The sequence below is a fragment of the Nonomuraea sp. NPDC049129 genome, from assembly GCF_040648495.1.
Lineage (GTDB): Bacteria > Actinomycetota > Actinomycetes > Streptosporangiales > Streptosporangiaceae > Nonomuraea.
In genome coordinates, this window is record NZ_JBEZDU010000052.1 from 1 (window position 1) to 26,955 (window position 26,955).

Annotated in this window: 23 protein-coding genes and 1 tRNA gene; 12 read left to right on the plus strand and 12 right to left on the minus strand. The window is 69.6% G+C overall.

Annotated elements, in window-relative coordinates; translation table 11 throughout:
- From AB0B64_RS59540 to AB0B64_RS59550, 3 genes are all read right to left on the minus strand, one after another.
- A partial coding sequence (locus AB0B64_RS59540; RefSeq protein WP_358205988.1) for an AAA family ATPase occupies nucleotides 1-956 on the minus strand: 956 nt, incomplete at its 3' end.
- 319 nt (nucleotides 957-1,275) lie between these two features.
- Entirely contained in the window at nucleotides 1,276-1,926 is a 651-nt protein-coding gene (locus tag AB0B64_RS59545) for a response regulator transcription factor (RefSeq protein ID WP_358205993.1), read from the minus strand.
- A complete protein-coding gene (locus AB0B64_RS59550; protein ID WP_358205998.1) occupies nucleotides 1,923-3,035 on the minus strand; it encodes a sensor histidine kinase in 1,113 nt (370 codons plus the stop codon). The genes AB0B64_RS59545 and AB0B64_RS59550 overlap by 4 nt, the downstream gene beginning before the upstream one ends.
- A 93-nt stretch (nucleotides 3,036-3,128) precedes the next feature.
- Between AB0B64_RS59550 and ggt the strand changes: the two genes are divergently transcribed.
- Nucleotides 3,129-4,898, plus strand: a complete 1,770-nt coding sequence (ggt, locus tag AB0B64_RS59555; RefSeq protein WP_358206008.1) for a gamma-glutamyltransferase — start codon at nucleotides 3,129-3,131, stop codon at nucleotides 4,896-4,898.
- On the opposite strand, the gene AB0B64_RS59560 is transcribed toward ggt, so the two are convergent.
- Together AB0B64_RS59560 and AB0B64_RS59565 are read right to left on the minus strand one after the other, a co-directional pair.
- Nucleotides 4,895-6,349: an NAD(P)/FAD-dependent oxidoreductase gene (locus AB0B64_RS59560; protein ID WP_357941518.1), complete on the minus strand. Its 1,455-nt coding sequence runs from the start codon at nucleotides 6,347-6,349 to the stop codon at nucleotides 4,895-4,897. The two genes, ggt and AB0B64_RS59560, sit on opposite strands and share 4 nt — an antisense overlap.
- Before the next feature lie 162 nt (nucleotides 6,350-6,511).
- The gene (locus AB0B64_RS59565; protein WP_357941520.1) at nucleotides 6,512-6,682 is read right to left on the minus strand and encodes a hypothetical protein; all 171 of its coding nucleotides are present in this window, start codon (nucleotides 6,680-6,682) and stop codon (nucleotides 6,512-6,514) included.
- 105 nt (nucleotides 6,683-6,787) lie between these two features.
- Between AB0B64_RS59565 and AB0B64_RS59570 the strand changes: the two genes are divergently transcribed.
- Both AB0B64_RS59570 and AB0B64_RS59575 read left to right on the plus strand, forming a co-directional pair.
- Nucleotides 6,788-7,573: an SURF1 family protein gene (locus tag AB0B64_RS59570; RefSeq protein ID WP_357941522.1), complete on the plus strand. Its 786-nt coding sequence runs from the start codon at nucleotides 6,788-6,790 to the stop codon at nucleotides 7,571-7,573.
- A 2-nt stretch (nucleotides 7,574-7,575) separates the two neighbouring features.
- A complete protein-coding gene (locus AB0B64_RS59575) occupies nucleotides 7,576-7,887 on the plus strand; it encodes a DUF3817 domain-containing protein (RefSeq protein WP_357941524.1) in 312 nt (103 codons plus the stop codon).
- A 36-nt stretch (nucleotides 7,888-7,923) separates the two neighbouring features.
- Here the strand turns inward: AB0B64_RS59575 and AB0B64_RS59580 are convergent, their stop codons facing one another.
- The 3 genes from AB0B64_RS59580 to AB0B64_RS59590 form a co-directional block, all read right to left on the minus strand.
- A complete protein-coding gene (locus AB0B64_RS59580) occupies nucleotides 7,924-8,115 on the minus strand; it encodes a hypothetical protein (RefSeq protein ID WP_357941526.1) in 192 nt (63 codons plus the stop codon).
- A gap of 101 nt (nucleotides 8,116-8,216) precedes the next feature.
- Complete coding sequence (locus AB0B64_RS59585; RefSeq protein WP_358206024.1) at nucleotides 8,217-9,320, minus strand: protein kinase; 1,104 nt, start codon at nucleotides 9,318-9,320, stop codon at nucleotides 8,217-8,219.
- A 44-nt stretch (nucleotides 9,321-9,364) separates the two neighbouring features.
- On the minus strand, nucleotides 9,365-10,219 hold the full coding sequence (locus tag AB0B64_RS59590) for an arylamine N-acetyltransferase (RefSeq protein ID WP_358206029.1): 855 nt from the start codon (nucleotides 10,217-10,219) through the stop codon (nucleotides 9,365-9,367).
- Nucleotides 10,220-10,291: 72 nt separating this feature from the next.
- Here AB0B64_RS59590 and AB0B64_RS59595 point away from each other — a divergent pair, with 72 nt between their 5' ends.
- A complete protein-coding gene (locus AB0B64_RS59595; protein WP_357941532.1) occupies nucleotides 10,292-10,975 on the plus strand; it encodes a response regulator transcription factor in 684 nt (227 codons plus the stop codon).
- Nucleotides 10,972-14,232, plus strand: coding sequence for a DUF4153 domain-containing protein (locus AB0B64_RS59600; RefSeq protein ID WP_358206035.1), 3,261 nt, complete (start codon nucleotides 10,972-10,974; stop codon nucleotides 14,230-14,232). The genes AB0B64_RS59595 and AB0B64_RS59600 overlap by 4 nt, the downstream gene beginning before the upstream one ends.
- 12 nt (nucleotides 14,233-14,244) lie before the next feature.
- Here the strand turns inward: AB0B64_RS59600 and AB0B64_RS59605 are convergent, their stop codons facing one another.
- Complete coding sequence (locus AB0B64_RS59605) at nucleotides 14,245-14,694, minus strand: hypothetical protein (RefSeq protein ID WP_358206041.1); 450 nt, start codon at nucleotides 14,692-14,694, stop codon at nucleotides 14,245-14,247.
- Nucleotides 14,695-14,936: 242 nt separating this feature from the next.
- On the opposite strand from AB0B64_RS59605, the gene AB0B64_RS59610 reads away from it, so the two are divergent.
- From AB0B64_RS59610 to AB0B64_RS59625, 4 genes are all read left to right on the plus strand, one after another.
- Complete coding sequence (locus tag AB0B64_RS59610; RefSeq protein ID WP_358206047.1) at nucleotides 14,937-16,481, plus strand: amidohydrolase family protein; 1,545 nt, start codon at nucleotides 14,937-14,939, stop codon at nucleotides 16,479-16,481.
- Nucleotides 16,482-16,779: 298 nt separating this feature from the next.
- A complete protein-coding gene (locus AB0B64_RS59615) occupies nucleotides 16,780-17,805 on the plus strand; it encodes an alanine racemase (protein ID WP_358206053.1) in 1,026 nt (341 codons plus the stop codon).
- Between the two features lie 9 nt (nucleotides 17,806-17,814).
- Nucleotides 17,815-18,195 (plus strand): Rid family detoxifying hydrolase, encoded by a 381-nt coding sequence (locus tag AB0B64_RS59620; protein ID WP_357941542.1) that lies wholly within the window; start codon nucleotides 17,815-17,817, stop codon nucleotides 18,193-18,195.
- A 9-nt stretch (nucleotides 18,196-18,204) separates the two neighbouring features.
- The gene (locus AB0B64_RS59625) at nucleotides 18,205-19,401 is read left to right on the plus strand and encodes a hypothetical protein (RefSeq protein WP_358206059.1); all 1,197 of its coding nucleotides are present in this window, start codon (nucleotides 18,205-18,207) and stop codon (nucleotides 19,399-19,401) included.
- Between the two features lie 90 nt (nucleotides 19,402-19,491).
- On the opposite strand, the gene AB0B64_RS59630 is transcribed toward AB0B64_RS59625, so the two are convergent.
- Nucleotides 19,492-20,037, minus strand: a complete 546-nt coding sequence (locus tag AB0B64_RS59630; protein ID WP_358206062.1) for a TetR/AcrR family transcriptional regulator — start codon at nucleotides 20,035-20,037, stop codon at nucleotides 19,492-19,494.
- Between the two features lie 4 nt (nucleotides 20,038-20,041).
- Entirely contained in the window at nucleotides 20,042-20,662 is a 621-nt protein-coding gene (locus AB0B64_RS59635) for a LysE family translocator (RefSeq protein ID WP_357941548.1), read from the minus strand.
- A 103-nt stretch (nucleotides 20,663-20,765) separates the two neighbouring features.
- Here AB0B64_RS59635 and AB0B64_RS59640 point away from each other — a divergent pair, with 103 nt between their 5' ends.
- Entirely contained in the window at nucleotides 20,766-23,510 is a 2,745-nt protein-coding gene (locus AB0B64_RS59640; RefSeq protein ID WP_358206073.1) for an AAA family ATPase, read from the plus strand.
- A 414-nt stretch (nucleotides 23,511-23,924) separates the two neighbouring features.
- Here AB0B64_RS59640 and AB0B64_RS59645 read toward each other — a convergent pair whose 3' ends face one another.
- Nucleotides 23,925-24,311, minus strand: a complete 387-nt coding sequence (locus AB0B64_RS59645) for a response regulator (protein WP_357941552.1) — start codon at nucleotides 24,309-24,311, stop codon at nucleotides 23,925-23,927.
- A 116-nt stretch (nucleotides 24,312-24,427) separates the two neighbouring features.
- Between AB0B64_RS59645 and AB0B64_RS59650 the strand changes: the two genes are divergently transcribed.
- Together AB0B64_RS59650 and AB0B64_RS59655 are read left to right on the plus strand one after the other, a co-directional pair.
- Nucleotides 24,428-24,499: transfer RNA gene (locus AB0B64_RS59650), tRNA-Arg, on the plus strand.
- A 334-nt stretch (nucleotides 24,500-24,833) separates the two neighbouring features.
- Nucleotides 24,834-26,955 (plus strand): tetratricopeptide repeat protein (locus AB0B64_RS59655; RefSeq protein WP_358206081.1); only part of this gene is annotated, 2,122 nt, incomplete at its 3' end.

The following is a 26,955-nucleotide window of genomic DNA, read 5'->3' on the forward strand; positions in this document are numbered from 1 at the left end:
ATGACCTCCCGATAGATCGGGTTCGCCACCTCCAGCAGGGCTTTCTGCTTGACCAGGCCCAGATCGCGGACGTAGGACAGGTCGTCGTCGAAGGTCGAGTCGACGTCGGGGAAGTCCCCGGCCAGGATGGGCTCGATCACCCGCTTGACCCGCGGCTCCCGCAGCCGGGCGACCAGCGAGTCCAGATGCATGACCCGCTTTCGGATCAACCGCTCCTTGGCATCTTCCACCTGACCGGCGGTGATGGTAATGGTCTTCCCCATCTGGAGGATGGTCTCAAAGGCGAGGGCGTTGACCAGCCACGGTTGTCCCTGGGTCAGCTCGAAGACCCGGTCTACCGCGTCTTTGGTGAACTCCTGGCCGGTCGCCTGTGTGTGCTGGCCGTACAGCTCGGCGATCTCGTCGGCGGTGAAGTCGCCCAGGCGCAGCGACTCGGTGATGATGTTGAACGGGCTGGCCGGGTTGGACCGGCCGGGTTCGCCGCCCGAGGCGACCTTGTAGTCACGCACGTCACGCAACCCGCACAGCGCCACGGATGTGGGGAACGGCTGGCCCTCTGGCCGTGCGTTGTGACCGTCGCGGAGCTGGCTGAGGATGCTGACCATGCTGTTGCCCTGCAGGGCGTCGATCTCGTCGAGGAACAGCACCACCCGGCGCGGGCAGCGGCGGCACCACTCGCTCAGCGCCGCACCGAACCGGGTGCCCGCCGGGTCCTGCGGCCAGTGATCCGGCGGCAGCAGTTGCTCTGGCCATCCCGAGCGCGCGGCGGCTTCGCGGAGGGACTTCAGCAGGATCGACTCCGCCCAGGCTACGTCGTCGCCAGCCGCCTTGGCGCGCTCGCAGGAGAGCATCAGGGCGGCGGTGTCGCCTTCGGCGGTCAGCTCGGCCGCCAGGGTGCGCAGCGCGGTCGTCTTGCCGGTCTGGCGGGGCGCGTGCAGCACGAAGTAACGGTCCATCTCGATGAGTACCCGTGCCTCGGGGAGCCGTGGCGTGGGGGGCAGCATGTAGTGGCGTCGCGGGTCGCACGGGCCAGTGGTATTGAAGGATCTCGCTCGGGGTGGCCGCATGGTCACATTCTGCCATCACCCAGTCACTCGCGTCCGGTCAGTCGGAACCATGTCAGTGGGTCGGTGACGGTGATGTGCTCCAGGTGGTGGATGAGCACGTCGATCGGGGGCGATGGCACGCGAATGCCCGCAGCTGTCCCACCCCCTGAGAACGCTTCGGCCCCGGACCCGGCTAAGGGGCGGTAGCCCAGGCGAAGGCCGTGCTTGTCTATAGCCAGCCGGGTTTCACCAGGCCGGATTCGTAGGCGATGACGACGAGTTGGGCGCGGTCTCGGGCGTGGAGTTTCATCATGGCTCGGCTGACGTGGGTCTTCGCCGTCGCGGGGGACATGAAGAGGTCCGCGGCGATCTCGTCGTTCGTCTTTCCGGTGCCTACCAGTGACAGGACTTCGCGTTCGCGGTCCGTCAGTTGGTCCAGGCGGTGGTTGGTGTTCGAGGGTTCCTTGGCGCGGGTGGCGTACTCGGCGATCAGGCGGCGGGTGACGCTGGGGGACAGGAGGGCTTCGCCGGCCGCGACCACGCGGACCGCCTGGATGAGCTCCGCCGGCTCCGTGTCCTTGACGAGGAAGCCGCTGGCGCCGCCGCGCAGGGCCTCGAAGACGTACTCGTCCAGTTCGAACGTGGTCAGGATGATGACGCGCGGGCCCGGTGGCATCTGGCGGGTGGCGGCCAGGCCGTCGGTGCCGGGCATGCGGATGTCCATGAGCACCACGTCCGGCTCGTGCTCGCGGGACAGGCGTACCGCCTCGGCGCCGTCTGCGGCCTCCGCGACCACCGTCATGTCGGGCTGGGCATCCAGCAGGGCCTTGAAGCCCGCCCGGACGAGAGCCTGGTCGTCGGCCAGTACGAGCTTGATCACGAGGTCTCCTCGGGGAGGGGCAGTGTGGCCTCGACCTGGAAGCCGTTGCCTGCCGGGCCGGCGGTCAGGGTGCCGCCGAGGGCTGAGGCGCGTTCGCGCATGCCGGGGATGCCGTTGCCGCTGCCTGCCTCGGTCAGTACGGCCGGTTTCGTCGCGCCCGTGTCCGTGACCAGGATGCCCAGCGCGCCTGTGCCGTACTCGAGCCGGACCGTCACCCGGGATCCGGGCGCGTGGCGGGCGGCGTTCGTGAGGGCCTCCTGGATGATCCGGTACGCGGCGCGTTCGAGCTGCGGCGGCAGCGGCCGGGAGCCGACGCGTTTGAGCGTCACGTCCAGGCCGGAGCGTGTCACGAGTTCGTCGAGGCGGTCCAGCCCGGCCGTGGGGGAGCGGGGGGCTCCTTCGCGCAGCACGTTGAGGACTGAGCGCATCTCGCCGAGAACCTCCTTGGAGGCGGACTTGATGGTGGTCAGGGCGGTACGGGCCTGCTCGGGCTGATCGTCCATGAGATGCAGGGCGGTGGACGCCTGGACGTGGATCAGCGAGATGTTGTGCGCCAGCACGTCGTGCAGCTCCTGCGCCATCGTCAGCCGCTCCTCGCTGGCCTGTCGCCTCGACTCCTCCTCGACGACCCGCTGGTGCTCGGCGCGCCGCTCGCTGCGGATCCTGACCAGCTCGGCGATCACCATGAACAGCAGGATGAACGCGGTGATCGCCAGCGTGTGGAAGATCCAAAGGGTCTGGTTGGCCACCAAATAGGCATAAATCAGGAAAACGGCGAGCGTGACCCCCGAGAGAATCCACGCGACCAGCCGCCGCCCGCTGACGACGAGCGACCCGAGCATGTACACCGGCGCCAGAAAAACCGGCCCATACGGATAGCCAACCACCACATATGCATATGTCGCCAAAAGCGTGATGGCAGTCGAAAGAACGGGAAATTTCCGGCGGGCCGCGATCGCCACCGGCCCTACCAGCAGCAACACGTACGCCAGCGAATCCAGCGGCGCCCTGAATCCCTGCTGCCCCCAGGCCGCCCCCTGCGACAGCACCACCTGGATCACCGCGACGACCAAAGCGACGTAGACGTCGTTCCCCGGCTTCTTTCGCACCCCCCAACGCTAGGCCACCCGCTTGACCTGCGCATCATCCTCCCGCCGCAGGGGGCCCTACCACGATGGGCGTACCTGGGCCAAGGTGGATACATGCGCCGAGTGATCGTTCCTGCAGCAGCAGCAATCCTCATCTCGCTGGTGTCCACCCCCGCGCTGGCATCCACGCCAACGCTTGTGTCCACCCCAGCGCCGGCCGCCACCCCCACACCGCAGCAGAAGGCCCCCGTCGCCGAGGGGTACGGCGGTGCGGTCGCCACGGTGGACTTCGACGCCAGCAAGGCCGCCATCGCCGTACTCAAGCAGGGCGGCAACGCCATGGATGCGGCCGTCGCCGCCGGCGCGGTGCTCGGCGTGACCGAGCCCTATTCCTCGGGTCTGACCGGCGGCGGCTTCATGGTCTACTACGACGCCCGCAGCCGCAGGGTGGTCACGCTGGACGGCCGCGAGACCGCCCCGAAGGCCATGACCGCCACCACGCTGGAGGGCATCCCGTTCGACGAGGGCGTCACCAGCGGCCTGTCGGCCGGCATCCCCGGCACGCTCGCGCAGTGGGATGTGGCCCTGCGGAAGTACGGCACGCTCTCGCTGAAGCAGGCGCTCCAGCCCGCCATCGAGGTGGCGTCCAAGGGCTTCGTCGTCGACCAGACCTTCTACGACCAGACCGCCGCGAACCTCGCCCGCTTCAAGGACATCACCTCCACCGCCAAGCTCTACCTCCCGAACGGCGCCCCGCCGCCCGTCGGCTCCGTCTTCAAGAACCCCGAACTCGCCGCCACCTACCGTGAGCTGGGTAAACGCGGAATCGACTGGCTGTACGACGGGCAGCTCGGCAAAGAGATCGTCGCCACGGTCAAGCAGCCGCCCGTCACCCCCGGCGCCACCCGCAACGTACGGCCGGGCCTGATGGAGCTGTCCGACCTGCGCGCCTACCGGGTGCTCCAGCGCGACCCCACGCGCGTGGACTACAACGGCATGCAGGTGTACGGCATGGCGCCCCCCTCCTCCGGCGGCTCGACCGTGGGCGAGGCGCTCAACATCCTGGAGTCCCTGCCGAGCGTGGGCCTGCACGAATACCTGGAGGCCTCCCGCCTGGCCTTCGCCGACCGCAACAAGTACGTCGGCGACATCCCGAACGTGCCGCTCAAGGAGTTGCTGTCCGACGGCTTCGCCAAGGAACGCGCCTGCCTGATCGGCGACAAGGCGATGCCCAACCCCGCTCCCCCCGGCAACCCCGACGGCAGCTATGAGGCGTGCGCCACCCCGGCGGGCACGGCCACGGCGACCACCGACGAAGGCCCCGAGACGACCCACATGACCATCACCGACCGGTGGGGCAACGTGGTCGCCTACAACCTGACGATCGAGTCCACCGGCGGCAACGGCATCGTGGTCCCGGGGCGCGGGGTGCTGCTCAACAACGAGCTCACGGACTTCACCTTCGGCCCCGCCCCCGGTGACCCGAACCTGCCGGCCCCCGGCAAGCGCCCCCGCTCGTCGATGGCGCCGACGCTGATCTTCGCCCATGGCCGGCCGCTGCTGGCGGCCGGTTCGCCGGGCGGCTCGACGATCATCACGACCGTGCTGCAGATCCTGGTCAACCGCTTCGAGCTGGGCATGAGCCTGCCCGACGCGGTCGCCGCGCCGCGGGCCACGCAGCGCAACACCGAGCAGACGCTGGCCGAGCAGGCCTTCCTCGACAAGTACCGGGCCGAGCTGGAGGCGCGCGGGCACAAGCTCGCGCTGACCACGGAGATCGGCGCGGCCACCGCGCTGGAGTTCCTGGGCCGGGGCAAGGTGCAGGCGGTCGCCGAGCCGGTCCGGCGGGGCGGCGGCAGCGCCCTCGTGGTGAAACCCGGCTAGTAGATCAGTTCGTACGCGCCGGGCTTCATCTTCCGGGTACGCGCCCAGTACTCGAAGGTGAAGCCCGGCCACAGCGTCCGGTTCACCCCGTGCTCGTCCAGGTACCAGGACCGGCAGCCGCCCGCGTTCCACACCAGCGGGTCGAGCCGTTCGCGCAGCCGCCGGTTGAACGCCCGCTGCCGTCCCGGCTTGACGTCGATGGCCCTGGCCTGGGTCTTGGAGAGCAGCCGCAGGCAGTCCATCACGTAGCGGACCTGCGACTCGATCATGAAGACGACCGAGTTGTGGCCGAGGCCGGTGTTCGGGCCGAGGAGGAAGAACAGGTTCGGGAACCCGGCGGTGGAGATGCCGTAATAGGTCTCGATACCGTCCTGCCAGGCGTCCTGGATCTTCAGCCCGTCGCGGCCCACGATCCGCTGCCGCTGGAGCGCCTCGGTCACCTTGAACCCGGTGCCGTAGACGATCACGTCCACCTCGTGCTCGACCCCGGCGGCGTCGACGATCGAGTGCTCCCTGATCTCGGCGATCCCGTCGGTGACCAGCGAGACGTTCGGCCGGGTCAGCGCCGGATAGTAGTCGCTGGACAGCAGGATGCGCTTGCAGCCGATCGTGTAGTCGGGCGTCAGCCGCTCACGCAGCTCCGGGTCGGGGATCTGCCTCTCCAGGTGCTTGAGCGCCGCTTGCTCGGACGCCTTCATCAGTTTCGGGTCGACGGTGAAGCCCAGCGCCCTGGTCTCCAGCAGCCAGTAGATGGCGTTGCGGACCGTCCTGGCGGCGCCCGGCAACCGCATGAGCCGCTGTGCCCAGGGCGAGAAGCCGAAGTCCGGCTTGGGGTGGATCCAGGGTGGTGTGCGCTGGAACACGGTGAGTCGCGCCGCGCGTTCGGCGATCCGCGGCACGAACTGGATGGCCGAGGCCCCGGTGCCGATGACCGCGACGCGCTTGCCGGTCAGATCGACCGAGTGGTCCCACTCGGCGGAGTGGAAGGCCGCCCCCGCAAAAACCTCACGTCCCGAAATTTCGGGGAACGATGGGATGTGTAGGGCACCGATGCCCGACACCACGGCATTCGTCCGCAGAGTCTCGCCGTCGTCCGTGGTCACCGCCCACCGGCGGTCGAGGTCGTCGTACTCCAGCGCGACGACGCGCTTGCCGTACCGGAAATGCGGGGTGATGCCATGCTTCTCGCCGCACGCCCGCAGGTAGTCCCAGATCTCCTCCTGCGGGGAGAACATCCGCGACCAGCCGGGATTGAGGTCGAACGAGTAGGAGTACATGGGCGACGGCACGTCGCACGCGCAGCCGGGATAGGTGTTGTCGCGCCAGGTGCCGCCCAGGTCGGCGGCCTTCTCCAGGATGACGAAGTCGTGGTAGCCGGCGGCCTTGAGCTTGATCGCCATGCCGATCCCGGCGAAGCCCGAACCGATGATCACTATTCCTGGCTCGTCCACTGCTCCTCCGCTTTATTAGACGACTTGTCCAATGTAATGAGAGGCGTCCGGGTCCGTCCAGGGTGACCCATATCACACCGACTGGTCGGTATGTTACCTGTCCTCAAGGCACACGAAAAGCGCCGAGAGCGGGTGGCCGTCGGCGCTCTGAAGTGCGCGGGGTTAGCGCAGGAGCAGGAAGGCCGCGACGCCGATGATCACGACGACGGCGATCACCGCGACGATCGGCAGAATGGGGGACTTCTTGCTCGGCGCCGCCTCCTGCTCGGACCGCTGCGCGAACGCGCGGAACTGCTGAGTGTTGCCGGCAGGGTCGATATGCTGGTCAGACATGCCCAGCAGCTTAGCGTGATCGTCTGGTGCGCTTGCCGCTTTTGGTGTGATCTGTGGACATGGGCTGATTAGGGGACCGGCCTAGTGGCCGGATAGCTTTGAAGCATGCTCCGGACCCTGTTCTCCCCACGCGTGGTGGGGTTGCACCTGCTGACGATCGGGGTCCTCATCGCGTTCATCCTGCTCGGCCGCTGGCAGCTCGGCGTGTTCCAGGATTCCGGTAAGCCGCACGCGGACACCGATCCCGCCGCCGTCGGCGTCGCCACGCTGTCCCAGGTGGGCGCGCAGCTGACCGGGCCCGCAGTGGGCCGCAAGGTCTCGGCGGAGGGCGTCTACGACGCGCCGCGCCAGTTGCTCGTGGCCGACCGGCCGGCCGACGTCGACGCGCCCGGCGGCAACGTCTCGCGCGACGAGGGCTACTGGGTCCTCACGCCGCTCCGGCTGGACGACGGCACGCTGGTGCCGGTCGTTCGCGGCTGGGTGGCCAAGGCCGGCGATCCGGCGGCGGCCGTGCCCGGTGGCAAGGTCGCGGTGACCGGGCGGCTGCGCCCGTCGCAGGGCACCGACAGCGTTCAGCGCCGCACCGAGGGGCTACCCGCGGGGCAGGTGCAGACGGTGTCCACCGGTGAGCTGATCAACCTGTGGAGCGGGCAGAAGGTGCGCAACGGCTATGTCGTCGCCCAGCCCGCCTCGGGACCGCTGACGCCGGTGAAGGTCCGGCCGCCGGTCGTCGGCGGGGAGTTGACTTGGCGTAATCTCGCTTATGCCGCCAACTGGTGGATCTTCGCGGGGTTCGCCGTGTTCATGTGGTTCCACTTCGTACGCGACGCCGTGCGAGCGGATCGTGATCGGGACAGTGGCAAGTCCCCTGAGATGGTTCTGGAAGGTTAACGGTGGAATCGGCTCTGAAGCCCTTCCGGGTGCTCGCCTACATCGTCGGCGTGATGCTGCTCGTGCTCTGCGTGGCCATGGTGCTGCGCTACGGCTTCGGCATCGTGGGCCTGTCGAAGATCGTGGCGCCCATCCACGGCTTCCTCTACATGATCTACCTGATCACGGTGATGAACCTGGGGATGAAGGCGCGCTGGAGCTGGCCGTACATGCTGGGCATCATGCTCGGCGGCACGGTGCCGTTCCTGTCGTTCTACATCGAACGCCGGGTGACGAGCCGGGTGCACACGGCCCTGGCCGCGGCGGCGGCCTGAGGCCCCGCCGCGCACCCGGCCCGGGTCGGGCTGGGTTCAGCTGCCGATGCCGCGTCTGCGGGCTCGCTTGAGCCGCTCGCGCTGCGACGGGTCGAGCATCAGGTAACCGACCACCGGGGCGGCGACCACGCCGAGGACGACCAGCAGGGTGAGCCAGCCGGGCAAGAAGATCAGCGAGAGCAGAACCGCGGCGCCTGCGCCGATGGCGTACTTCTGGACTGGTGACATCCTCAACTTCCTCCGTACGCGGAGCGCGCGCCCCGCCTCTCCCATTGTGCGTCTTGAGTCCAACGAGTGGACCACTCCAGTGGTTCCATTCGCGATGTATCTCAAAACAGGTCCGCGACGGCCTTAAGGTCCTTGCGGAGCGCGTCCGGCCCCGGCCGGTGCGCCGGGAACCCCGACAGCAGGCGGAACAGGACCGGCGCCAGCGCGCCCGCCTTGGCCAGCGGGGCGCCGGGCGCGGGCGGATGCCCCTCGACGGCCGCGAACAGCGTGGCGCCCAGCGACCACAGGTCCGCCGCCGGTCCTGGCACGCGTTCTGGCGCCGTGTAGGCCGGGATCGTCGCCGGCATCACGGGCGCGTGCGACACCGGCGCGGGCAGGGGAGTAGTGGCCAGCGTGGCCCGGCCGGCCGTGTCGATCAGGACGTTGCCCGGCTGTACACCGCCGTGATGCGATCCCCGGGCGTGCAGGTCGGCCAGTTGGTCGAGTACGGCCAGCCCGATCTCGGCCACCCGGGCGGGCGGCAGCGGCCCGGCCGTGGCGAGGACGTGCCCGAGCGTCTGCTCCACGGCGAGCCGGTCGAGCATCCCGGCCACCACGTCGACCGGAGGCGGTCCGGAGGGCTCCAGCATGGCCCTGACCAGCCATCGGAAGGCGTCGGTGCTTTCCGCGGGGGCCCGCCCCGGCGGTCTGCCCTCGACGGCGAAGTGCAGTGTCGCGGCCATCGACCACATGTCGGCGGCCGGCCGCATGCCCAGCCCCGGCAGCCCGAACCCGGTGAGCACCGCCCGGCCCGTCGAGGTGAGCAGCACGTTGCCCGGATTGACCCGCCCATGCACGATCCCCGTGTCATGAGCGGTCCGCAACGCCGACAGCAGGCACACGCCCACCCGGGCGGCCTGCTGCACGGGCAAGGGGTGCCGCGAGTCCACGGTCTGCTCCAGCGAGGTGCCGGAGACGAACTCCATCACCAGCCATGGCTCGCCGTCCTCCACCACCACGTCGAGAACCGGTACGACGGAGGCATGCCGGAGCCCGGCGGCCCGCCGCGCGTCCTGCAGCGCGGATCCGCGTAACTCGGCGGGCACACGTAGCTCCCTGACCGCGACGTCACGATGTTCTACCTCGTCGAATGCCAGTCGTACGGAACCCGCGCCCAAAGGGTTCAGCAGCCGGTAGCGACCGGCGAGCTTCTTGGTCTCTCCCATCCCGAGGTGCACGATATCGCCACGTTCTATGGCAAAGCCATGGGCTAGGCGTGGGTTCCCGACAGCCACTTTTCATGCGCGTCGTGAACCTTCCCGAACAGGGCTTCTTTCTCTTCTTGACTGACGTCGTCCAGGTGCAATCCGAACACGTCGGACAACGCGGAGTAGTAGTCACGAGCCGTATGGAGGGTGATGGAATGGGCGCCGTTGCCCACGCGCGACAAGGCGAGCCCGCGGAGGAGGTCCACGCCGGAAGCGTCCCGCCGGGCGACCGTCGCGACCCGCACGAAACCCGACTCCCGCGACGTCGACAGGTGATGATGCATCGCAGTAAAAGCTGACATGTCGGTTGAGGCGGGGTCGAAGTCCATGCCCGGGAACGAGCCGCTCGGGTCGTGGTCGAACCGCCAGCCTCCCGGCGCGACCTCGGAACGCCGCAGGCCGTACGAGAAGGGCCCCTGCCGGTAGACGCCCGCGACCAGCGGGAGCGGCTCGTGCAGCGCGTCGCCCAGCCCGAGGTCGGCCAGCCACTCGCCGTCCGGATTGTCGTCGGACGGCAGCCCGCGCACGGTGAGCACCAGGTGGTTGGCGGTGATGCCGGGCGCGCCGTTGGGGACCTGCACGCCGCCCACGTGCCTGGTCACGTCGTAGCCGAGCGTCATGAGCAGCAGGGAGAACGCGCCGTTCAGGTGGTAGCAGTAGCCGCCGCGGCCGCGGATGATCCGCCCGGCCGACTCGACGGGATCGACCGTGGTGGGACGGCCGAGCCAGATCTCCAGCGCCTCGTACGGGACCCGCTCGATGTGCGCGACGTGCAGCCGGCGCAGGTTCTCGGCCGTGGGCGGGGCGGTCAGCAGGTCGGGAAGCCCGAGGCGGCGCAGGTATCCGTCCGTGTTCACCGGCTCAGTCTGCACCGGATATGCACAGATTGGGGAGTGCCGTCTGCACAGCCCCCTTCTAGGCTTTCGTCCGTGGCAGAGCAGCGACGCATCCTCCTGGTCGAGGACGACGAGACCATCGCCCTGGCCGTACGGAACCGGCTGGCGGCCGAGGGGTTCGACGTCAGGGTGGCGGGGGACGGGGAGACGGCCCTGACCGAGTACGGAAGGGCGGAGCCCGATCTGGTGATCCTGGACCGGCTGCTGCCGGGACTCGACGGGCTGGAGGTGTGCCGCCGGATGCAGGCGGCCCGGCCGGTGCCGGTGCTCATGCTGACCGCGCTCGGTGAGGAGACCGACGTGCTGGTCGGGCTCGGGGTGGGCGCGGACGACTACCTGGCCAAGCCGTTCAGCATGCGAGAGCTGGTGGCCCGGATCCACGCGCTGCTGCGCCGGGTCGAGCGGGCCCTTCAGCTCGCCTCCGAGGACACGGTGATCAGGGTGGGCGAGGTGGAGATCGACACCGCGGCCCGCCGGGTGTTCGTCCGCGGCGCCGAGGCGCAGCTCACCCGGACGGAGTTCGACCTGCTGCGCCGCCTGGCCGAACGGCCCGGCCAGGTCTTCGAGCGCGACCGGCTGCTGTCGGACGTGTGGGGCTTCTCCGAGGCCGCCGCGACCAGGACCGTGGACAGCCACGTACGCGCGTTACGCCGCAAGCTCGGCTCCGGCGTCGTCCGTACGGTGCACGGCGTCGGCTACGCGCTGGTCCGCCGATGAGACAGCCGCTGGACTTCCTCGGCCGCATCAAGGTCAAGCTCGGCCTGGTGATCGTGCTGGCCGTGGGCACCGCCTTCCTGGTCAACGAGGTCGGCATCAACTCCGGCCTGTCCCGGTCCATCCGGATCGTGGTCGCGCTGATCCTCGCCCTGATCATGGTGCAGGTGCTCGCCATGGGCATGACCAAGCCGCTGCGCCAGATGGCCAGGGCCGCCCAGACCATCGCCAAGGGCCGCTACACGCTGCGCGTCCGCGCCACCTCGCGCGACGAGGTCGGGGAGCTGGCCAGGGCGTTCAACGCGATGGCGGCCGACCTCGGCGAGGTCGACCGGCAACGGCGCGAGCTCGTCGCGAACGTCAGCCACGAGCTGCGCACCCCCATCACCGGCCTGCGCGCCGTCCTGGAGAACGTCGTGGACGGCGTATCCGCGGCCGACCCGGTCACCATGAAGACCGCGCTCGCCCAGACCGAACGGCTCGGCCGGCTCGTGGCGCAACTGCTCGACCTGTCACGGCTCGACTCGGGCGCGCGCCTCATGGAACCGGAGGCGGTCGAGCTCGCGCCGCTGCTGGAGCAGGCCGTGCGCGAGGCCGCGCTGGCGCGGGAGGACGTCCGGCTCACCCCGGCGGCCCCCGCCGACCTCGTCGTACGCGCCGACCCCGACCTGCTCGCCCAGGTCCTGGCGAACCTGCTCGACAACGCGGTACGCCACAGCCCGCCCGGCGGCTCGGTCACCGTGACGGGCGCGCCCGACGGCGACGGGGTCCGCATCACCATCGCCGACCAGGGGCCGGGGATCCCCGCCTCGGCTCACGGGCGGGTGTTCGAGCGCTTCTCCCGGTTGGACGCGGGGCGGACGGCGGACGGCGGGGGTGCCGGGCTGGGGCTGGCGATCGTGAAGGAGATCGTCGAACTGCACGGCGGTTCGATCCGCATCGACGACTGCGCGGGGTGCCGCATGATCGTCGATCTACCAGGGAGGACCATCATGGCGGATACGCCATTAGAACCCGTTTCGGGGGCCGACGAAGGGGTGGCGCCCGTTACGGCGGGTGATGCCTTACTCGAGGGCGGGGTGCCGGAGGCTCGTGTGGCGCCGGCCGTCGGTGTGGTTGAGCCGGGTCTGTCTGAGGTGAAGGCCGCGGGGGATGCGGAGGCCACGCCGGAGACCGAGACGGCGGGGCAGGCGGTGCTCGCGGCTACGTCGGCTTCGTCGGCTCAGGAGCCGGAGTCGCCGGTGTCGTCGGCCCCACCGGTCCCGTCGGCCCAGCCGGTCCCAGCGGCTTTGTCGGACTCGTTGGCGCAGCTGGTCGCGCTGGCTCAGCCGGTGGTTCCGGGTCAGCCGATGGTCTCGGGTCAGCCGGTCGCTCTGGCTCCGGCGGCGGGTTCGTCGGGGGCTTCGCCGTCGTCGGCGCGGGCGGCCATGTCGGCGGTGCCGGTGTCCGCTGGGCGGCTTGCGCGGATGGTCGGGGGAGGAGTCATCGGGCTGCTTCTCGGGTTCCTGGCCGGGCTGTTCGGGGCCGTGTTCGTCAGTGTGGCGACGGGCAGCGATACGGCCGCGCTCATCACGCTCGTGCTGGTCACCGCGCTCATCGGGGGTGTCGGGGTGTCTCTGGGGGCGGGCACCGGGCGACGGGCTGCCGGTGCCTTGCCGTACCAGCCCGCTCAGGGTCGGCCGCCGGGCCAGCCGTACCAGGGGCCGGGGCAGCCTGGTCCGCAGGTCCACGGGCCGCAAGTGCCTGGTCCGCAGGTGCATGGGCCGCAGTCCCCGCCTCCGCCGTACGTCCCGCCGCCGCTCTTCCCGCGCCCCGACCTGCCCGAGACGCCGCGCTGGCTGCTGCCGGCGGCGGCGGGGGCCGGCGTGTTCACGGCCGTGGCGTTGCCGGACGCGCAGGTGGGGCTGGGCATCGTCCTGGTCACGATGGTGCTGGGCGCCGCGGCGCTGCCCGCGGTGCTGCGGCGGATCACGCCGTGGACGGTGCTGTTCGGCCTGACCGCCTACTGGCTGATCGCGATGGCCGCCGTACGGGACGCCGACTGGCTGGTCGGGATCCTGTTCATGGCCGGGTGCGGGCTGCTGGCGCTGGCCGTCTCCGGGGCGGGGTTCGGCTGGCTGGGCGTGATCAGGGGCGGCGTGTCGGTGCTGCTCGCGCTGGGGCCGGTGCCGTGGTTCCTGGCCAAGCCGCTGAAGCGGCTGACCGCCAAGCGGCGCATCCTGCCCATGGTCGCGGCGCTGGGCATCACGGCGGTGTTGCTGGTGGTGTTCGGCCTGCTGTTCGCCTCGGCCGACGCCGTGTTCGCCACCTACCTGGAGCGCCTGACCGCGACCCCGGACTGGGCCGAGTCGGTGCCGCTGCGGATCTTCCTGTTCGTGGTCGGGGCCGTGCTGCTGGCCGCCGTGGTGCTGGTCGCGCTGCGGCCCGTGGTGGATCCGGTCGGGCCCGAGGTCAAGTTCAGCGTCTCCAGGAGCGTCTGGGTGGTGCCGCTGACCGCGGTGAACCTGCTGTTCGCGGCGTTCGTGGCAGTACAGATCACCGTGCTGTTCGGCGGCGACTCCTGGGTGCTGAAGACCGCCGGCCTCACCTACGCCGAATACGCCCGGCAGGGCTTCTTCCAGCTCGTCGTCGTCAGCGTGTTCGTGATGTGCATCGTCGCCGTCGTGGCCGGCCTGCTCCGGACCGAGCGGCGCGAACGCTGGCTGCTGGCCGGCCAGCTCGGCGTGCTCTGCGCCCTCACCATGGTCGTGCTGGCCTCCGCGCTGCACCGCATGGACCTCTACACCGAGGCGTACGGCCTGTCCCGGCTGCGCCTGTCGGTGCAGGCCACGGTGTGGTGGCTGGGCGCGCTGTTCGCCCTGGTCATACTGGCGGGCGCGGCCCGGCTGGCCGGTCGCGGCTCCGGCTGGCTGCCCCGCACGATCGTGCTGGTCACCGGGCTCGGACTGGGCGCGTTCGCGATCGTCAACCCGGACTTCCAGGTGGCCCGGACACAGGTGGTGGTACGCGGGCCGGCCAAGCTGGACGCGGACTACCTGGGCGACCTCGGCGCGGAAGCCGTACCGGCCCTGGACCGGCTCCCGGAGCCGCAACGCAGCTGCGTACTGACCGACGTGATCAAGGCCAACGGCCTGAGCCAGCCGGACGCGTGGAACGGCTGGAACCTGGCCAGGTCGCAGGCCCGCGAACTGCTCGCCAAGCATCCGGTCGCCACCACGACCACGGGCTGCGACCGCCCGGAGCTCCGGATCTCCGACTGACGGCCGGTGGTCCTAGCAGTGGGGGTTGGCGGCCTTATAACCGTGCTTGAACGTCTTCGACCGGCCCTTGAAGTGCTTCTTCACACACCGGTGGAACCTGGCCGCGTCCGCGGCGCCCCGTCTCTTGCCCTGGTGCCTGGACTGGGCGCGCCCGGAAGTACCGCCCCCGCCACAGCCGGCGTGCTTCCGGCCCACCGCCCAGCCGACCTTGTAGCCGAGTCTGTAGTCCGGCTGGCCTGAGGCCGGGTGTTTACCTGGGCGGGAGGGCTGGCACCGTACGCCGTTGGCGTAGCCGTCGGAGTAGCCCTTCGGGCAGCCCTGGCCCTTGTCGTCGCACGGGTTCAGCCGTGTCGACAGGGCCGCCGTACGGGTGGCCGGGACCGCCGCGGTGAAGCCCTGAGGCAGGGCGAGGGCGGCGACAAGAGCCGATCCGAGGACGACGAGCGCACCTCTTTCGATCATGACCTTCTCCGTCTCCGGCGAAGAGCACGGCCATGTGTCCCGCCTCGACCAACGAGCGTCTTGAGGTAATTCCCGCTCATATAGTGGACAAATAGCCATGTAGCGCATTAACCATCTCAAGCTTGATCAAAAGTGATCATGTTCTGTTTTGTCGGCCGTTCGAGTCGACGACAGCCGCCGGACGGGTTTCCCGGGTAGGACCGCAGCCGCGCGGTACCTGCTGGATCATGTTTAATCCTTGAGTGGCTTTCGATGTGATCATCAGCGGCGGACACGTGCTCGACGGGACGGGGGCGCCGCCGTACCGAGCCGATGTGGCGATCACCGGCGACCGGGTCGCCGCCGTGGGCCGCCTCGACGGCGCGGAGGCCGCCTTCGTGATCGACGCGAACGGACGGTTCGTCGCACCGGGGTTCATCGACTGCCACGCCCACGGCGACGCGGCCGTCTTCGACCCCGCCGTACAGTTGGCGACGCTTCGCCAGGGAGTGACCACTTTCGTACTGGGACAGGATGGCCTGTCCTTCGCCCCCGGCTCCGCCGACACCGTCGCCTACGCCGAACGCTACTTCGCAGCGGTGAACGGCCCCCGTGTCTCGGATGGCGTGCGTTCCGGTGGCGGGCTGTCGGTCGCCGAGTTGCTCCAGGGGTACGACCGCGCGGTCGCGCTCAACACCGCCTACCTGATCCCGCACGGCACGATCCGCTACGACGTCATGGGCCCCTCCTCAGGCGTCCCCGCACCCGACGAGCTGACCCGCCTGCTCGCCCACGTCGAACGCGGCCTGGCGGACGGCGCGGTCGGCCTGTCGAGCGGCCTGGAGTACCTGCCGGGCCGCTACGCCTCAGCGGCGGAACTGGCCGCCCTGTGCGCACCACTCGCGGGCCTGCCGTACGTCACCCACATGCGCGCCTACGGCGAGCGAGCCGACGTAGGCATGTCGGAGGTCGTCGAGATAGCCCACCGATCCGGTACGGCCGTGCACATATCCCACCTGCACGGACCCGCCGACGTCCTGCTCCCCCTGGTGGAGGAGGCACTGTCCGATGGCGTGGACCTGACCTTCGACTCCTACCCCTACCTGCGCGGCAACACCATCCTCGCGATGGTCGTCCTGCCGCCCGAGGTCCCGGGCGCCGAGCCGGACCGCGCCCTGGAGATGCTGTCGTCCGGGGAGCTCGACGCCTGGTGGCCGGAGCTGGCGCGGACCTGGCCGCGCCTGACCATCTCCCACGCTCCCGGCCTGGAGTGGGCGGAGGGCCTGGGCATGGTCGAGGCGGCCGAGCGGGCGGGCTTGGCGCCGCACGAGTTCTGCCGCCGCCTGCTCATAGAGACGCGCCTGGAGGCGGGTTGCGTGACGGCCCGTCCCGACGAGGGCCCGGAGGGGGAGGAGTCGGTACGCCGCGTGCTGCGCCACCCTTCGCATACGGGCGGCTCGGACGGCATCTACGTGGGCGGCCACCCGCATCCTCGTGGCTTCGGCGCGTTCGCCCGGTTCCTGGGACGGCACGTGCGTGAGCTCGGCGACTGGACGTGGGGGCAGGCCGCCGTCCACCTGTCATCGCACCCGGCGCGACGCTTCGGCCTGACGGACCGCGGCCTGCTCCGGCGCGGCTTCGCGGCCGACGTGGTGGTGATCGATCCGGCGACGGTGACGGACCTGGCCACGTACGAGACTCCGCGCACACCGGCGAGGGGAGTGGACGACGTGCTCGTGTCGGGGGTTCCGGTGCTGGCGAACGGCGTCTTGACGGGCAAGACTCCGGGACGAGCACTGCGCCCGTAACCGGTCGGCGCCCCCTGGAACCACGGACGGGGCCCAGAATGCGCACGTCACGGCGCCCGGCCACCTCCACCGGAGGAGCGTGCCCCTGGACAGGGCCCGGCCCCGTGCGGCGGGTGGGGCTCACCGGGCTTGCCGTACAAGATCATAAAAACATCGGCGCCCAGCCACCTCCACCCGGCCCGCCATACAAGATCATAAAATAAACATGAGATAGGGTCAGGCGCGGACAAATGGGGGTGTTGTGCAGGGAATCCACGAACACAATCGGTCCGTCTTCGACGGGGCCACCCTCCCTCTGATGGTCGTGCATCAGGAGGCGCTCGAGCACAACATCGCGACCATGGCCGCCTTCGCCCGCGATCACGGCATGGAGCTGGCGCCGCACGCCAAGACGCACATGTCCCGAGAGATCGCCACCATGCAGCTCGAAGCGGGCGCATGGGCGCTCACCGTGGCGACGGCGCGGCAGGCGATGGCGGTGCGGGAGTTCGGGGCGGCCAGGGTCATGGTGGCCAACCAGATGGTGGACCCGGCCGGGCTGGAGTGGGCGGCGACGGAGCTGGCCGCCGACCCGGGCTTCGACTTCCTGTCCTTCGTGGACTCCGTGGCCGGGGTGGACATCCTGGCCCGGCATGCCTCGTCCCGGCCGTTCAGCGTGCTGGTCGAGCTCGGGCATGAGGGCGGGCGGGCCGGGTGCCGGACGCTGGACCAGCTGCTGGAGGTGGCCGCGCATGTACAGCGGACCGATGGGGTGGAGCTGGCGGGTATCGCCGGGTACGAAGGGGCGCTGAAGACGGCGCCCGAGGTCAGGAAATATCTGTATCTGTTGCAGGATGCCGCCGAGCACATCCGCGTCAAGAATCCCATCCTGACCGTCGGCGGCAGCCAGTGGTTCGACGTGATCGGGCGCGAGCTCGTCGCCACCCAGGCCAGGATCGTCCTGCGCGCCGGAGCGTACGTCACCCACGACGACGGCTACTACCGCGAGCGCACGCCCTTCAACCGCGTCCCCGGCGAGCTGTGGCCCGCGATGGAGGTGTGGGCGCACGTGCTGTCCACGCCCGAGCCGGGGCTGGCGATCGTCGGCCTGGGCAAGCGCGACGCGCCGTACGACGAGGGCCTGCCCGTTCCCAGGCGCGGCGGCGTCACGATCGTGAAGATGCAGGACCAGCACACGGTCGTCCGCGCCGACGGGCTCAAGCCGGGCGACCTGCTCGCCTTCGGCATCTCGCACCCGTGCACCGCCTTCGACAAGTGGCGCACGCTCCCGGTGGTCGACCGGGACTACCGCCGCGTCGGCACAATAAGCACCCAATTTGGTTAGGGAGATGTTGTGAAGAAGGAATTGAGGACCACCGAGGGCGCGGCCCCGGTCGGCGCGTACTCCCAAGGTCTGGTCGTCGGCGACTTCGTCTACACCTCGGGCGCGGGGCCGCTCGACCCGCAGACCGGTGAGGTCGTCGGCGACGACGTGGCCGCCCAGACCCACCAGACCATGCGCAACCTCGGCGCCATTCTCGCCGCCCACGGCCTCGGCTTCGACGACGTGGTCAAGGCCACGGTCCACCTGCAGCATCTCAAGCGCGACTTCGCCGCCTACAACGAGGTGTACAAGTCGTACTTCAGCCAGCCGTACCCGGTCCGCACGACCGTCGGCTCGGACCTGATGGACATCCTGGTGGAGATCGACTTCGTCGCGCACAAGAGCGCGTAAGGTCGGTCCGTGGACAGTTCGGTGTACGTCTTCGTCGAAGATCTACGCGGCGAGGGCGTCGAGCGGGTGCTCGACAGGATCAGCGGGTACGGCGTGGCGGGCGTGACCGTCGGCGCCGTACACCACGCCTCCCGCGACGTCACCCCGCATGGACTGTCCAGGCTCACGCTCCGCCACGACGGCGCCCACTTCGTCCCGCCGGCCGACCTGTTCTCCGGTCTGCGGCTCAGGCCGACGGCCGGATACCAGAACGCGCTCGACGGCCTGCGCGAAGCCTGTTCGGAGCGAGGGCTGAAGCTCCATGGCTGGACGGTTTTCCTGCGCAATGCCACGATCGGCACCCAGCATCCAGATGTGACCGTACGCGACTGCTTCGGCGATCGAGGTTCGCTCACCGACCTGTGCCCGGCGCATCCCGATGTGCGGCAGTACGCCGTCGCGTTGGCCAGGGCGGTCGCCCGGCTCGGCGTCGACAGCGTCGTGGCCGAGTCACTGCACTTCAGACCGCTCAAACCGCAGCGCTCATTCGTACCGCTCGGGCCGATGGACGCCTACCTGTTCGGCCTGTGCTTCTGCGACTACTGCATGCGCCGGGCCACTGACCTGGGCGTCAACGCCGAGGTGGCCCGCGAGGAGTGCGCCAGGATCGTGGGCGGGGTGTTCGACGGCGATCCGCCCGCGCAGGGCGAGGTGACGCGGGCGGCGCTGACGGCGTACGCGGGGCCCGAGGTGGTCGCCTACGCCCGCGCCCGGTCGGAGACCGTCACCACACTGGTCTCCGAGGTGGCCTCCGCCGTGGCGGACGAGGGCTCCAAGCTGGTGTTCATCGACTCCACCGGCGCCGTCAAGGGCTACACCGACGGGCTGCCCTCGCCCGGCCTGGCCGCGCACGACGCCTGGCAGCTGGGCGTGGATCTGGTGGCGCTCGGCGACCTCGTGCCCGCGTTCGGGGTGCTCGCCTACGCGCGCGACGCCGCCCGGGTGGCCGACGACGTGGGCGCGTATCTGCGGTCGGTGGGCAAGGATCGGGAGGTACGCGCGGTGCTGCGGCCCGGTTATCCCGACAGCGACTCGGCTGACCGGCTGGTCGCGAAGGCGCGGGGGGCCAAGGCGGCGGGGGCGTTGGCGGTGGACTTTTACGCCTATGGACTGATGTCGTACCCGGTGCTGGACCGCATTCCGGCCGCACTTGCCGAGGCCCTCTGACGGGCCGCTTGGGCGGTCACGATTTATCCCACTAAGACATGACACCGCCACCAAGCACAGCGGACACCGCCTGGCTCGCGAAGTTGTCCCTTAGGACATGACACCATTGAGCACCATGGACACCGCCTGACTCGCGAATTCGTCCGTGAGCGGCAACCCCCGGAACACCGCCCTGACCCACACCGCCCCAGCCAGCAGATCGACCACCAGCATCGGGTCGACCGACCGCTTCAGCTCACCCCGCCGTACCGCCCGCTCGAAGACCTGCCGCTCCCGCGCGAACCGATCCGCGAAGAACCGCCGCGCGTCCAGCTCGGGATGGCGTACGGCGGCGCCGAGCGCGGCCACCGCGATGTCCCTGGCCGGCGGCTGGGTGAGGAGCCGCCTGACCCCCTCCACGAGCGCGACGAGATCGCCACGCAGGCTCCCCGTGTCCGGCGCCTCGAACTCCAGCGCCTCCGCCTCCACCAGCGCCGCCCCCAGCAGTGCGGCCTTCGACGGCCACCAGCGGTAGATCGTCGTCTTGTTGACGCCCGACCGCTCGGCCACGCCCTCGACGGTCAGACCGTCATACCCCTTCTCCGCGACCAGCAGCAGCGTCGCGTCGAAGATCTCCTGCTGCTTCCTCGGCGCCATGCGGTCATTTTCTCCCGGCGAACGCCGTGATCACGCCCAGCCCCAGGTACACCACACCGCTGAAGAGCCGCAGCCCCCTGGCCCTCCTGACGAGGCGGCTGCCGAGCGCCCCGGCGGTGAACGCGTACACCAGGTCAGAGAGCACCCCCAGCACCAGCAGCGTGACGCCGAACACCACGATCTGCAGCGCCGGCGACCCCGCGGACGGCTTCACGAACTGTGGCAGCAACGCCAGGAAGAACAGCGTGACCTTGGGGTTGAGCAGGTTCACCACGACACCTTCGAGGAACACCTTGCCGAGCGGCTGCGGCGGCCGCGCCACCTCGGATTCGGCCTGCTCCTTGCCGGTGAGCGCGCGTACCCCCAGATAGACGAGATAGGCGACTCCTGCCCACTTGACGATCCCGAACAGCGTCGCGGACCTCGTGATCAGGTACGAGAGCCCGGCCGCGGCCGCCACGATGTGCACCAGCGTGCCGGTCTCCACGCCGAACGCGCTGGCCAGCCCCGCCGCCCGGCCCTGGGAAAGGCCCCTGGCGGTGATGTAGAGGTGGTTCGGACCAGGGATGAGCACCAGTGCGAGCGAGGCGCCCACGAAGAGCACGTACGTGGACCAAGGGATCATGAAATATAAGCGTAAAGCGGCTTTGGCCCGCTGTTGAGAGCCAATCGGGTACCCCGTTCCTGGGCCAATCGGAATGTCGGCCAGGCGTGGCATAGTTGCTGCCGTGAAGGGTCTCCTGGTCGGGCGCGCTGCTGAGCTGGCGAGACTCGCGCGTGTGCTCGAATCCGCCGCCCTCGGCACCGCCGAGGTGGCGCTCGTCGGCGGCGACGCCGGCATCGGCAAGACCCGGCTGGTGTCCGAGCTGGTCGCCGAGGCCGGTTCCCGTGGCTTCAACGTGCTGGTCGGGCAGTGCGCCGAGCTCGGCGACACGCTGCCCTACCTCCCGCTCGCCGACGCCCTGCGCGGCGCCGAGCCCGCCGTCCGCGAGGCGGCCGCCGCCCATCCCCTGCTCGGCCAGTTGCTGCCGGGCGTGGAGAGCGCGCCTCCGGCGGGGCTCACGCAGCAGCGGCTGTTCGGCTCGCTGCTGGGGCTGCTGGCCGAGGTCCAGCCGGTGCTGTTCGTGATCGAGGACCTGCATTGGGCCGACCGCTCGACCCGTGACCTGCTGGTGTTCCTGAGCCGCATGGTGCAGAGCGAGCGCGTGTGCGTCGTCGGCACCTACCGCACCGACGACCTGCACCGCCGTCATCCCCTGCGGCCGGTGCTGGCCGAGCTGAAGCGCCTGCCCAGCGTCACCCACCTGGAACTGGGCCCTCTCGACTCCGGCGAGATGTCTGATTACGTCGCGACATTGGGCGATGTGGACGCACAGGAGCTCGGCGTGATCGTCACCCGCGCGGGCGGCAACCCGTTCTATGCCGAGGAGCTGTTCGCCGCCCTGGCCGAGGGCGACACGCTGCCCGACGGGCTGGCGAGCCTGCTGATGTCCCGGGTCGAGGTGCTGTCCGAGCCCGGCCAGCGGGTGCTGCGCGCCGCCGCGGTCGCCGGCCGACGCGTCGAGGACGAGCTGCTGCGCGAGGTCTCCGGGCTCCCGCTGGCCGACTTCGAGGAGGCCGTACGCGAGATCGTCTCGCGCGGCCTGCTCCGCGTCGACGGCTACGGTTACGCCTTCAGGCACGCTCTGCTGCAGGAAGCCGCCTACACCGACCTGCTGCCCGGAGAGCGCAGCAGACTGCACGCCGACTTCGCACGACTGCTCACCTCGCCCGCCGAGCTCGCCCACCACCACCTGGCCGGCCACGACCTGGCGGGAGCCCTGGCAGCCTCGGCGAAGGCCGGCCGGCTGGCCGAGCGCCTGGGCGCGCCCGCCGAAGCCCACAGCCACTACGACCGGGTGCTGAGCCTGTGGGACCGAGTCCCCGACGCCGCCGAACTCGCCGGTGAGGAGCGGGCCACGCTGGCCTTCCGCAGCGCGGTGATGGCGGCCGACAGCGGCGACAACCACCGCGCCGTCCAGCAACTGCTCGCCCTGCCCCCGACCTCCGAGGTCAACGAGCGGCTGGCCTATTACCTGGTCGAGCTCGACGACCAGGAAGGCGCCATCGCCGCGGCCCAACGTGCCGTCGAAGCCGCCGCCGACCCGCCCACCCTCGCCCGAGCCCTGGCCACCCATGCCCGCACGATCACCTGGTCCGCCTGGCACGCCGAAGCCGAGGACATCGCCCGCCGCGCCATCGAGACGGCCAGAGCCGCAGGCGCCCGCGACGCGGAAGCGGGCGCCCTGCTCACCCTGGCCCTGCACGCGGAAAACGAAGGCGACATGACCCGGGCCCGCTCGCTCGCCCAGACCGCCGCCGCCGCGAACACCGGCCACCTGGCCATGGACCTCCGTGCCCGCTTCCACTACGCCCGCATCCTCTACGAGCAGGGCCTGCTCGTAGAGGCGGCCGAGATCGCCGACGCGGGCATCCACCTGGCGGTCGAAACCGGCCTCAACTGGAGCACCTACGGCACCGACCTGCGCTTCCTTCGCTTCCTGATCCACTACGTGGCCGGCGAATGGGACGAGGCCGAGGCCACCGCCGCCGGCTTCGGCGCTCGAGTCGGCACACTGCCGGAGGCGGTCCTGTCGTCGTTCGCCCTGTTCGTAGAGGTCGCCCGCGGCCTGCCCGCCGTCGAAGCCCGCCTCAACTGGCTACGCCCGTTCTGGTCCGACCTCCTCGTCGCCTACATGTCCCGAGGCATGGCCGCCGAACACGCCCTCTGGTGCGGCGACCCCGCCCTCGCCCTGGAACACGTAGAGGCCGCCATGGCCACCCTCGAACCCGGCGAGACGGGCACTTTGCGCGTCGCCGCCATCGGCCTGTGGGCACTAGCCGACCTAGGACAGGTGGAAGGCGCCGACGACCTCCTCAACCGCGTCCGCTTCGCCGTCGAATCCGGCCCAGTGGGCGAACGTGGCCCCATGGGCCCGGAGGGCCAAGCCTGGGCCCTGCGAGCGGAGGCCGAATGGCACCGCGTCCACGGCCGCCTCGACGTGGAGCTGTGGCGGCGCGTGGTGGCGGCATTCGACTTCGGCTTCGTCTATGAGGCAGCCCGCGCCCGCTGGCGCCTGGCGGAGGCCTTGCTGGCAGCAGGCGCCCGTACAGAAGCCCAGGCCGAGTGGGACCTGGCCCGCGAGGCAGCCGGCAAACTCCGCGCCACGCCGTTGGAGACCGCGCTGAGCGACTTCGCCCGCCGAGCCCGCTTCACCACCGGCGGCGGCGGGCATGGCGACGGGGGCCTGACGGCACGCGAGACCGAGGTGCTGAGGCTGGTGGCGGAGGGGTTGACGAACCGGGAGATCGCGGAACGGCTGTTCATCGCGCAGAAGACGGTGAGTGTGCACGTGTCCAACATCTTGGGCAAGCTGGAGGTCTCTACGCGTACGCAGGCTGCGGCGGAGGCCCGGACACGCGCACTGCTGTAGCCCCGACGTCCTTCGTGCGCTCCTCTTGCCCTGTGCCCTCACGCGGCTGCACTGGGCGCCCGTGGCCCTGCGTGCTGCCCTAGCTCTATCGCTCTATCGCTCTATGCCACCCGCACGCCTGCACTGGGCCGAGGACCGATAGCCCCACGTGCCTGGCTGTGGCGGACGCTGACGCTTCGGTGGTGGGGGAGTGGCCCGACGACGACGTCGACGGGCCCTGAGGTCGGCACATCGGGACACTTCGCGCATTCTGCGCCGCAACTGCCCACCCCGCTCGACCCAAACCCCTACCAGAATCCTTCACCCGAACAGCGACCTGATTGACGGCGATCACCATCGAGGCCGCTCGATCTCAACGCCCATCGAGGCGCTTGAGCTCAACCCCACTCACTCGTTGAACGAAACGAGTGGGGCTCAGACCCTGCTTCCCGCCGCAAGATCGCGGACCACCTCAATGAGCTCCGCCGGGTCGAACGGCTTGGTGAGATAGGCGTCGACGCCGATCCCTCGCCCCCGCCGCTTGTCGTCGTCCTGCGCCCGCGCCGTGATCAACACGACCTTGATGTGACTGGTCGCCTCATCGGTACGCAGCCTCTCCGCTGTCACCCAGCCGTCAAGAAACGGCATCATCACGTCAAGCGTGATGACATCGGGCATGACATCGAGCACCCGCTCGAGACAGTCCTGCCCATCGGTGGCGGTGGCGACTTCGAACCCTTCCAGGCTCAAGTTCACCGCGATCAACTGACGGATGACCTCGTCATCGTCCACGACCAGTACCCTGCCAAGAACCTCGCCCACGGCCGCAAAGCTACCCGTAGTGGCGCGGTCACGTGGGGTTTTCCTTGGATGTGTGGCTGGACCTTTATCGTGGTGCGGAGTGGTGGCCCGATACTGGTAGCCTTATCACTCGTTGAGCCCCCTTAGCTCAGGGGATAGAGCACCGGCCTCCGGAGCCGGGTGCGTAGGTTCGAATCCTACAGGGGGCACTCGCGATCTACGTCGCAAGATGGCAAAGGACCTGCGGAAACGCAGGTCCTTTGTGTTTCCGCGTGTGCCACTCCATGCCTGCGATGGCCAGCGGATGCCCATGATCACGTACGAAGAGCGTACGGATCTTGGAAGCTTTATCGGAGACGTAACAGCTAGGTGGCATCGCGCCGCCGAAGTGCTTCCACCACTTTCGTTTTGAGCCAGTCGGGGCAGGCTTCGATGACGGCGGAGCATCCTCGTCGGCATCGGAGGTAACGGGTTCGCCACGGTCAAGACCTGCACGCGTGCGGGCGTCACCATGAGAGGGTGACTGGCTCTTCGCCTTCTTCCGTGCCCCAGCGCCGTCAGTGGCGTCTGTTGGTCGGGGCGGCCCTGCTGCTGTCGCTGGCGCTACTGGGCTGGGGCATATGGGCGTTCTTCGTGGATGCCACGCTTGATGTGCTGGACAAGCGTGCCAGCGTCGTGAGCATGGTCATCGGCGGGCTGGGGCTGCTGCTATCGGCAGCGGCGCTGTGGGCGCAACTGCGCCAACAGGCGGCGCCATCAACGGCAGGTTCTGTGCCAGGGCCAGCCTCGTCGTCGGGACCGGGCTCCCCCGCAATCGCGACTATGAGCGGCGGCATGGTGATCGGCCAGGTGCCCGGCTCGGCCCGGATCAGCGGCCCGCACAGTACGAACGCCGAAGCCGCCCACTCGATCGCCATCGGCGGCGAGATCGGTGACATTCGGGCGCCGGTGATGAGCGGCGACGAACTGATCATGTTCACTGGACGCAGTGGCGAGCGGACCGTTGCCGTGACCGGAGGCATCTCCCGGAGCATGCTCCTCGCTGGCGACGTGCTGCCATCGCGCCGGCCGCTGCCCGACGCATCCCAGGTACCCGAACCGCAGGAGCTGGTCGGCTTACCCCGGCGTCCCGCGGCGGCCTTCGTCGGTCGCGACCGAGCCCTCGATTGTCTACACACAAGGCTGACGGCCGGGAGGGGAACGGGCGTAATCAGCCAGGCGGTGCTCGGGCTGGGCGGCGTGGGCAAGAGCGAACTCGCTTTGCAGTATGCCTACCGCCATCGCGACGGTTACCGGCTGGTGTGGTGGATCGACGCCGATACCCCCGACCAGGCCCAGACCGGATTGGCCGGCCTGACACGGGCCCTAGTGGCGGGCATTGACTCGGTGGCGGCCGAGCAGGCCACAACCGAGGAAGCCGCCGGCTGGGCGATGACCTGGCTGAGTAACCACCAAAACTGGCTAATCCTCTTTGACAACGTCGAAGAGGTCAGCCACATCGAGCCTTATCTGGCCCGGCTCACCTGCGGACATGTGCTGATCACCACTCGGCGGGATGTCGGCTGGCAGCAACTTGGCATCACCCCGCTGCGGCTGGACCTGCTAGAACGACAGGCCTCACTAGCCCTGCTGACCACGCTGATGGGGCCGCAGGCGGAGGGCCAGGCCGAGCTGCTGGATCGACTGGCTGACCAACTCGGAGACCTGCCCCTGGCCCTAACCCAAGCCGGGGCCTATATCACCCGCACCCCTCGTATGAACGTGGCCCGCTACCTGCGCCAGCTTGCAGAGATCCCGGACCGTATGCACGCCGCGGCGCCGGCTGGCGACAATGCGGTTCGCGTGGTGGCCACCGTGTGGGCCGTCAGCTGCCAGCGCATCCAGGAGGTCAATCCACTGGCCGTGCACCTGCTCAACCTGCTGGCCTGCTACGCACCTGACCACCTGCCCGCCAGTATCCTGGACGGCCTGGACGACACCGAAGATCTGGCGGTGGGGGAGGCGCTGGCATTGCTCGCCTCCTACAGCCTGATCACGCTGACTACCAGCACCGACGACCGCGACGCCGAGGATCCCCAGGACCTGATCAGTGTGCACCGCCTGATCCAAGCAAGCATCCTGGCCCAGCTGCCTGATGGTCAACGCGCCGCTGTCCGGCACCAGGCCGCCGATCTAATTGAGGCCGCCCTCCCTGAGGAAGTCGCGCATGTGGCCATGTGGCCGGTCTACCGGCGACTCCTCCCCCACGCTCGCGCCGCCCTGCCTCTGGACTCACCCGGTCTGAAGCAGGTGCTCGACTACCTGGAAGACAGCGGAGACTACGCCACCGGCCTGGCCATCCAACGGGAGATTCACGCGCACTATCTTCACGTATCAGGCTCCGATCACCCCGACACCCTGACCACCCGGCACGATCTCGCCACCTGGCTAGGGGAGGCGGGGGATGCGGCCACGGCCCGAGACCAGCTCATCACCCTGCTCCCCATCCGTGAACGCGTCCAGGGCCCCGACCATCCCGACACCCTGACCACCCGGCACAACCTCGCCACCTGGACAGCGAAGGCAGGCGATGCGGCCACGGCCCGAGACCAGCTCATCACCCTGCTCCCCATCCGTGAACGCGTCCAGGGCCCCGACCATCCCGACACCCTGACCACCCGGCACA

Bases quoted from the DNA above. Each gene is read 5' to 3' on its own strand.
- ggt (WP_358206008.1), top strand. From the start codon at position 3,129: ATGCGCCGAGTGATCGTTCCTGCAGCAGCAGCAATCCTCATCTCGCTG.
- AB0B64_RS59565 (WP_357941520.1), bottom strand. From the start codon at position 6,682: ATGTCTGACCAGCATATCGACCCTGCCGGCAACACTCAGCAGTTCCGC.
- AB0B64_RS59570 (WP_357941522.1), top strand. From the start codon at position 6,788: ATGCTCCGGACCCTGTTCTCCCCACGCGTGGTGGGGTTGCACCTGCTG.
- AB0B64_RS59580 (WP_357941526.1), bottom strand. From the start codon at position 8,115: ATGTCACCAGTCCAGAAGTACGCCATCGGCGCAGGCGCCGCGGTTCTG.
- AB0B64_RS59585 (WP_358206024.1), bottom strand. From the start codon at position 9,320: ATGGGAGAGACCAAGAAGCTCGCCGGTCGCTACCGGCTGCTGAACCCT.
- AB0B64_RS59600 (WP_358206035.1), top strand. From the start codon at position 10,972: ATGAGACAGCCGCTGGACTTCCTCGGCCGCATCAAGGTCAAGCTCGGC.
- AB0B64_RS59605 (WP_358206041.1), bottom strand. From the start codon at position 14,694: ATGATCGAAAGAGGTGCGCTCGTCGTCCTCGGATCGGCTCTTGTCGCC.
- AB0B64_RS59615 (WP_358206053.1), top strand. From the start codon at position 16,780: ATGGTCGTGCATCAGGAGGCGCTCGAGCACAACATCGCGACCATGGCC.
- AB0B64_RS59630 (WP_358206062.1), bottom strand. From the start codon at position 20,037: ATGGCGCCGAGGAAGCAGCAGGAGATCTTCGACGCGACGCTGCTGCTG.
- AB0B64_RS59635 (WP_357941548.1), bottom strand. From the start codon at position 20,662: ATGATCCCTTGGTCCACGTACGTGCTCTTCGTGGGCGCCTCGCTCGCA.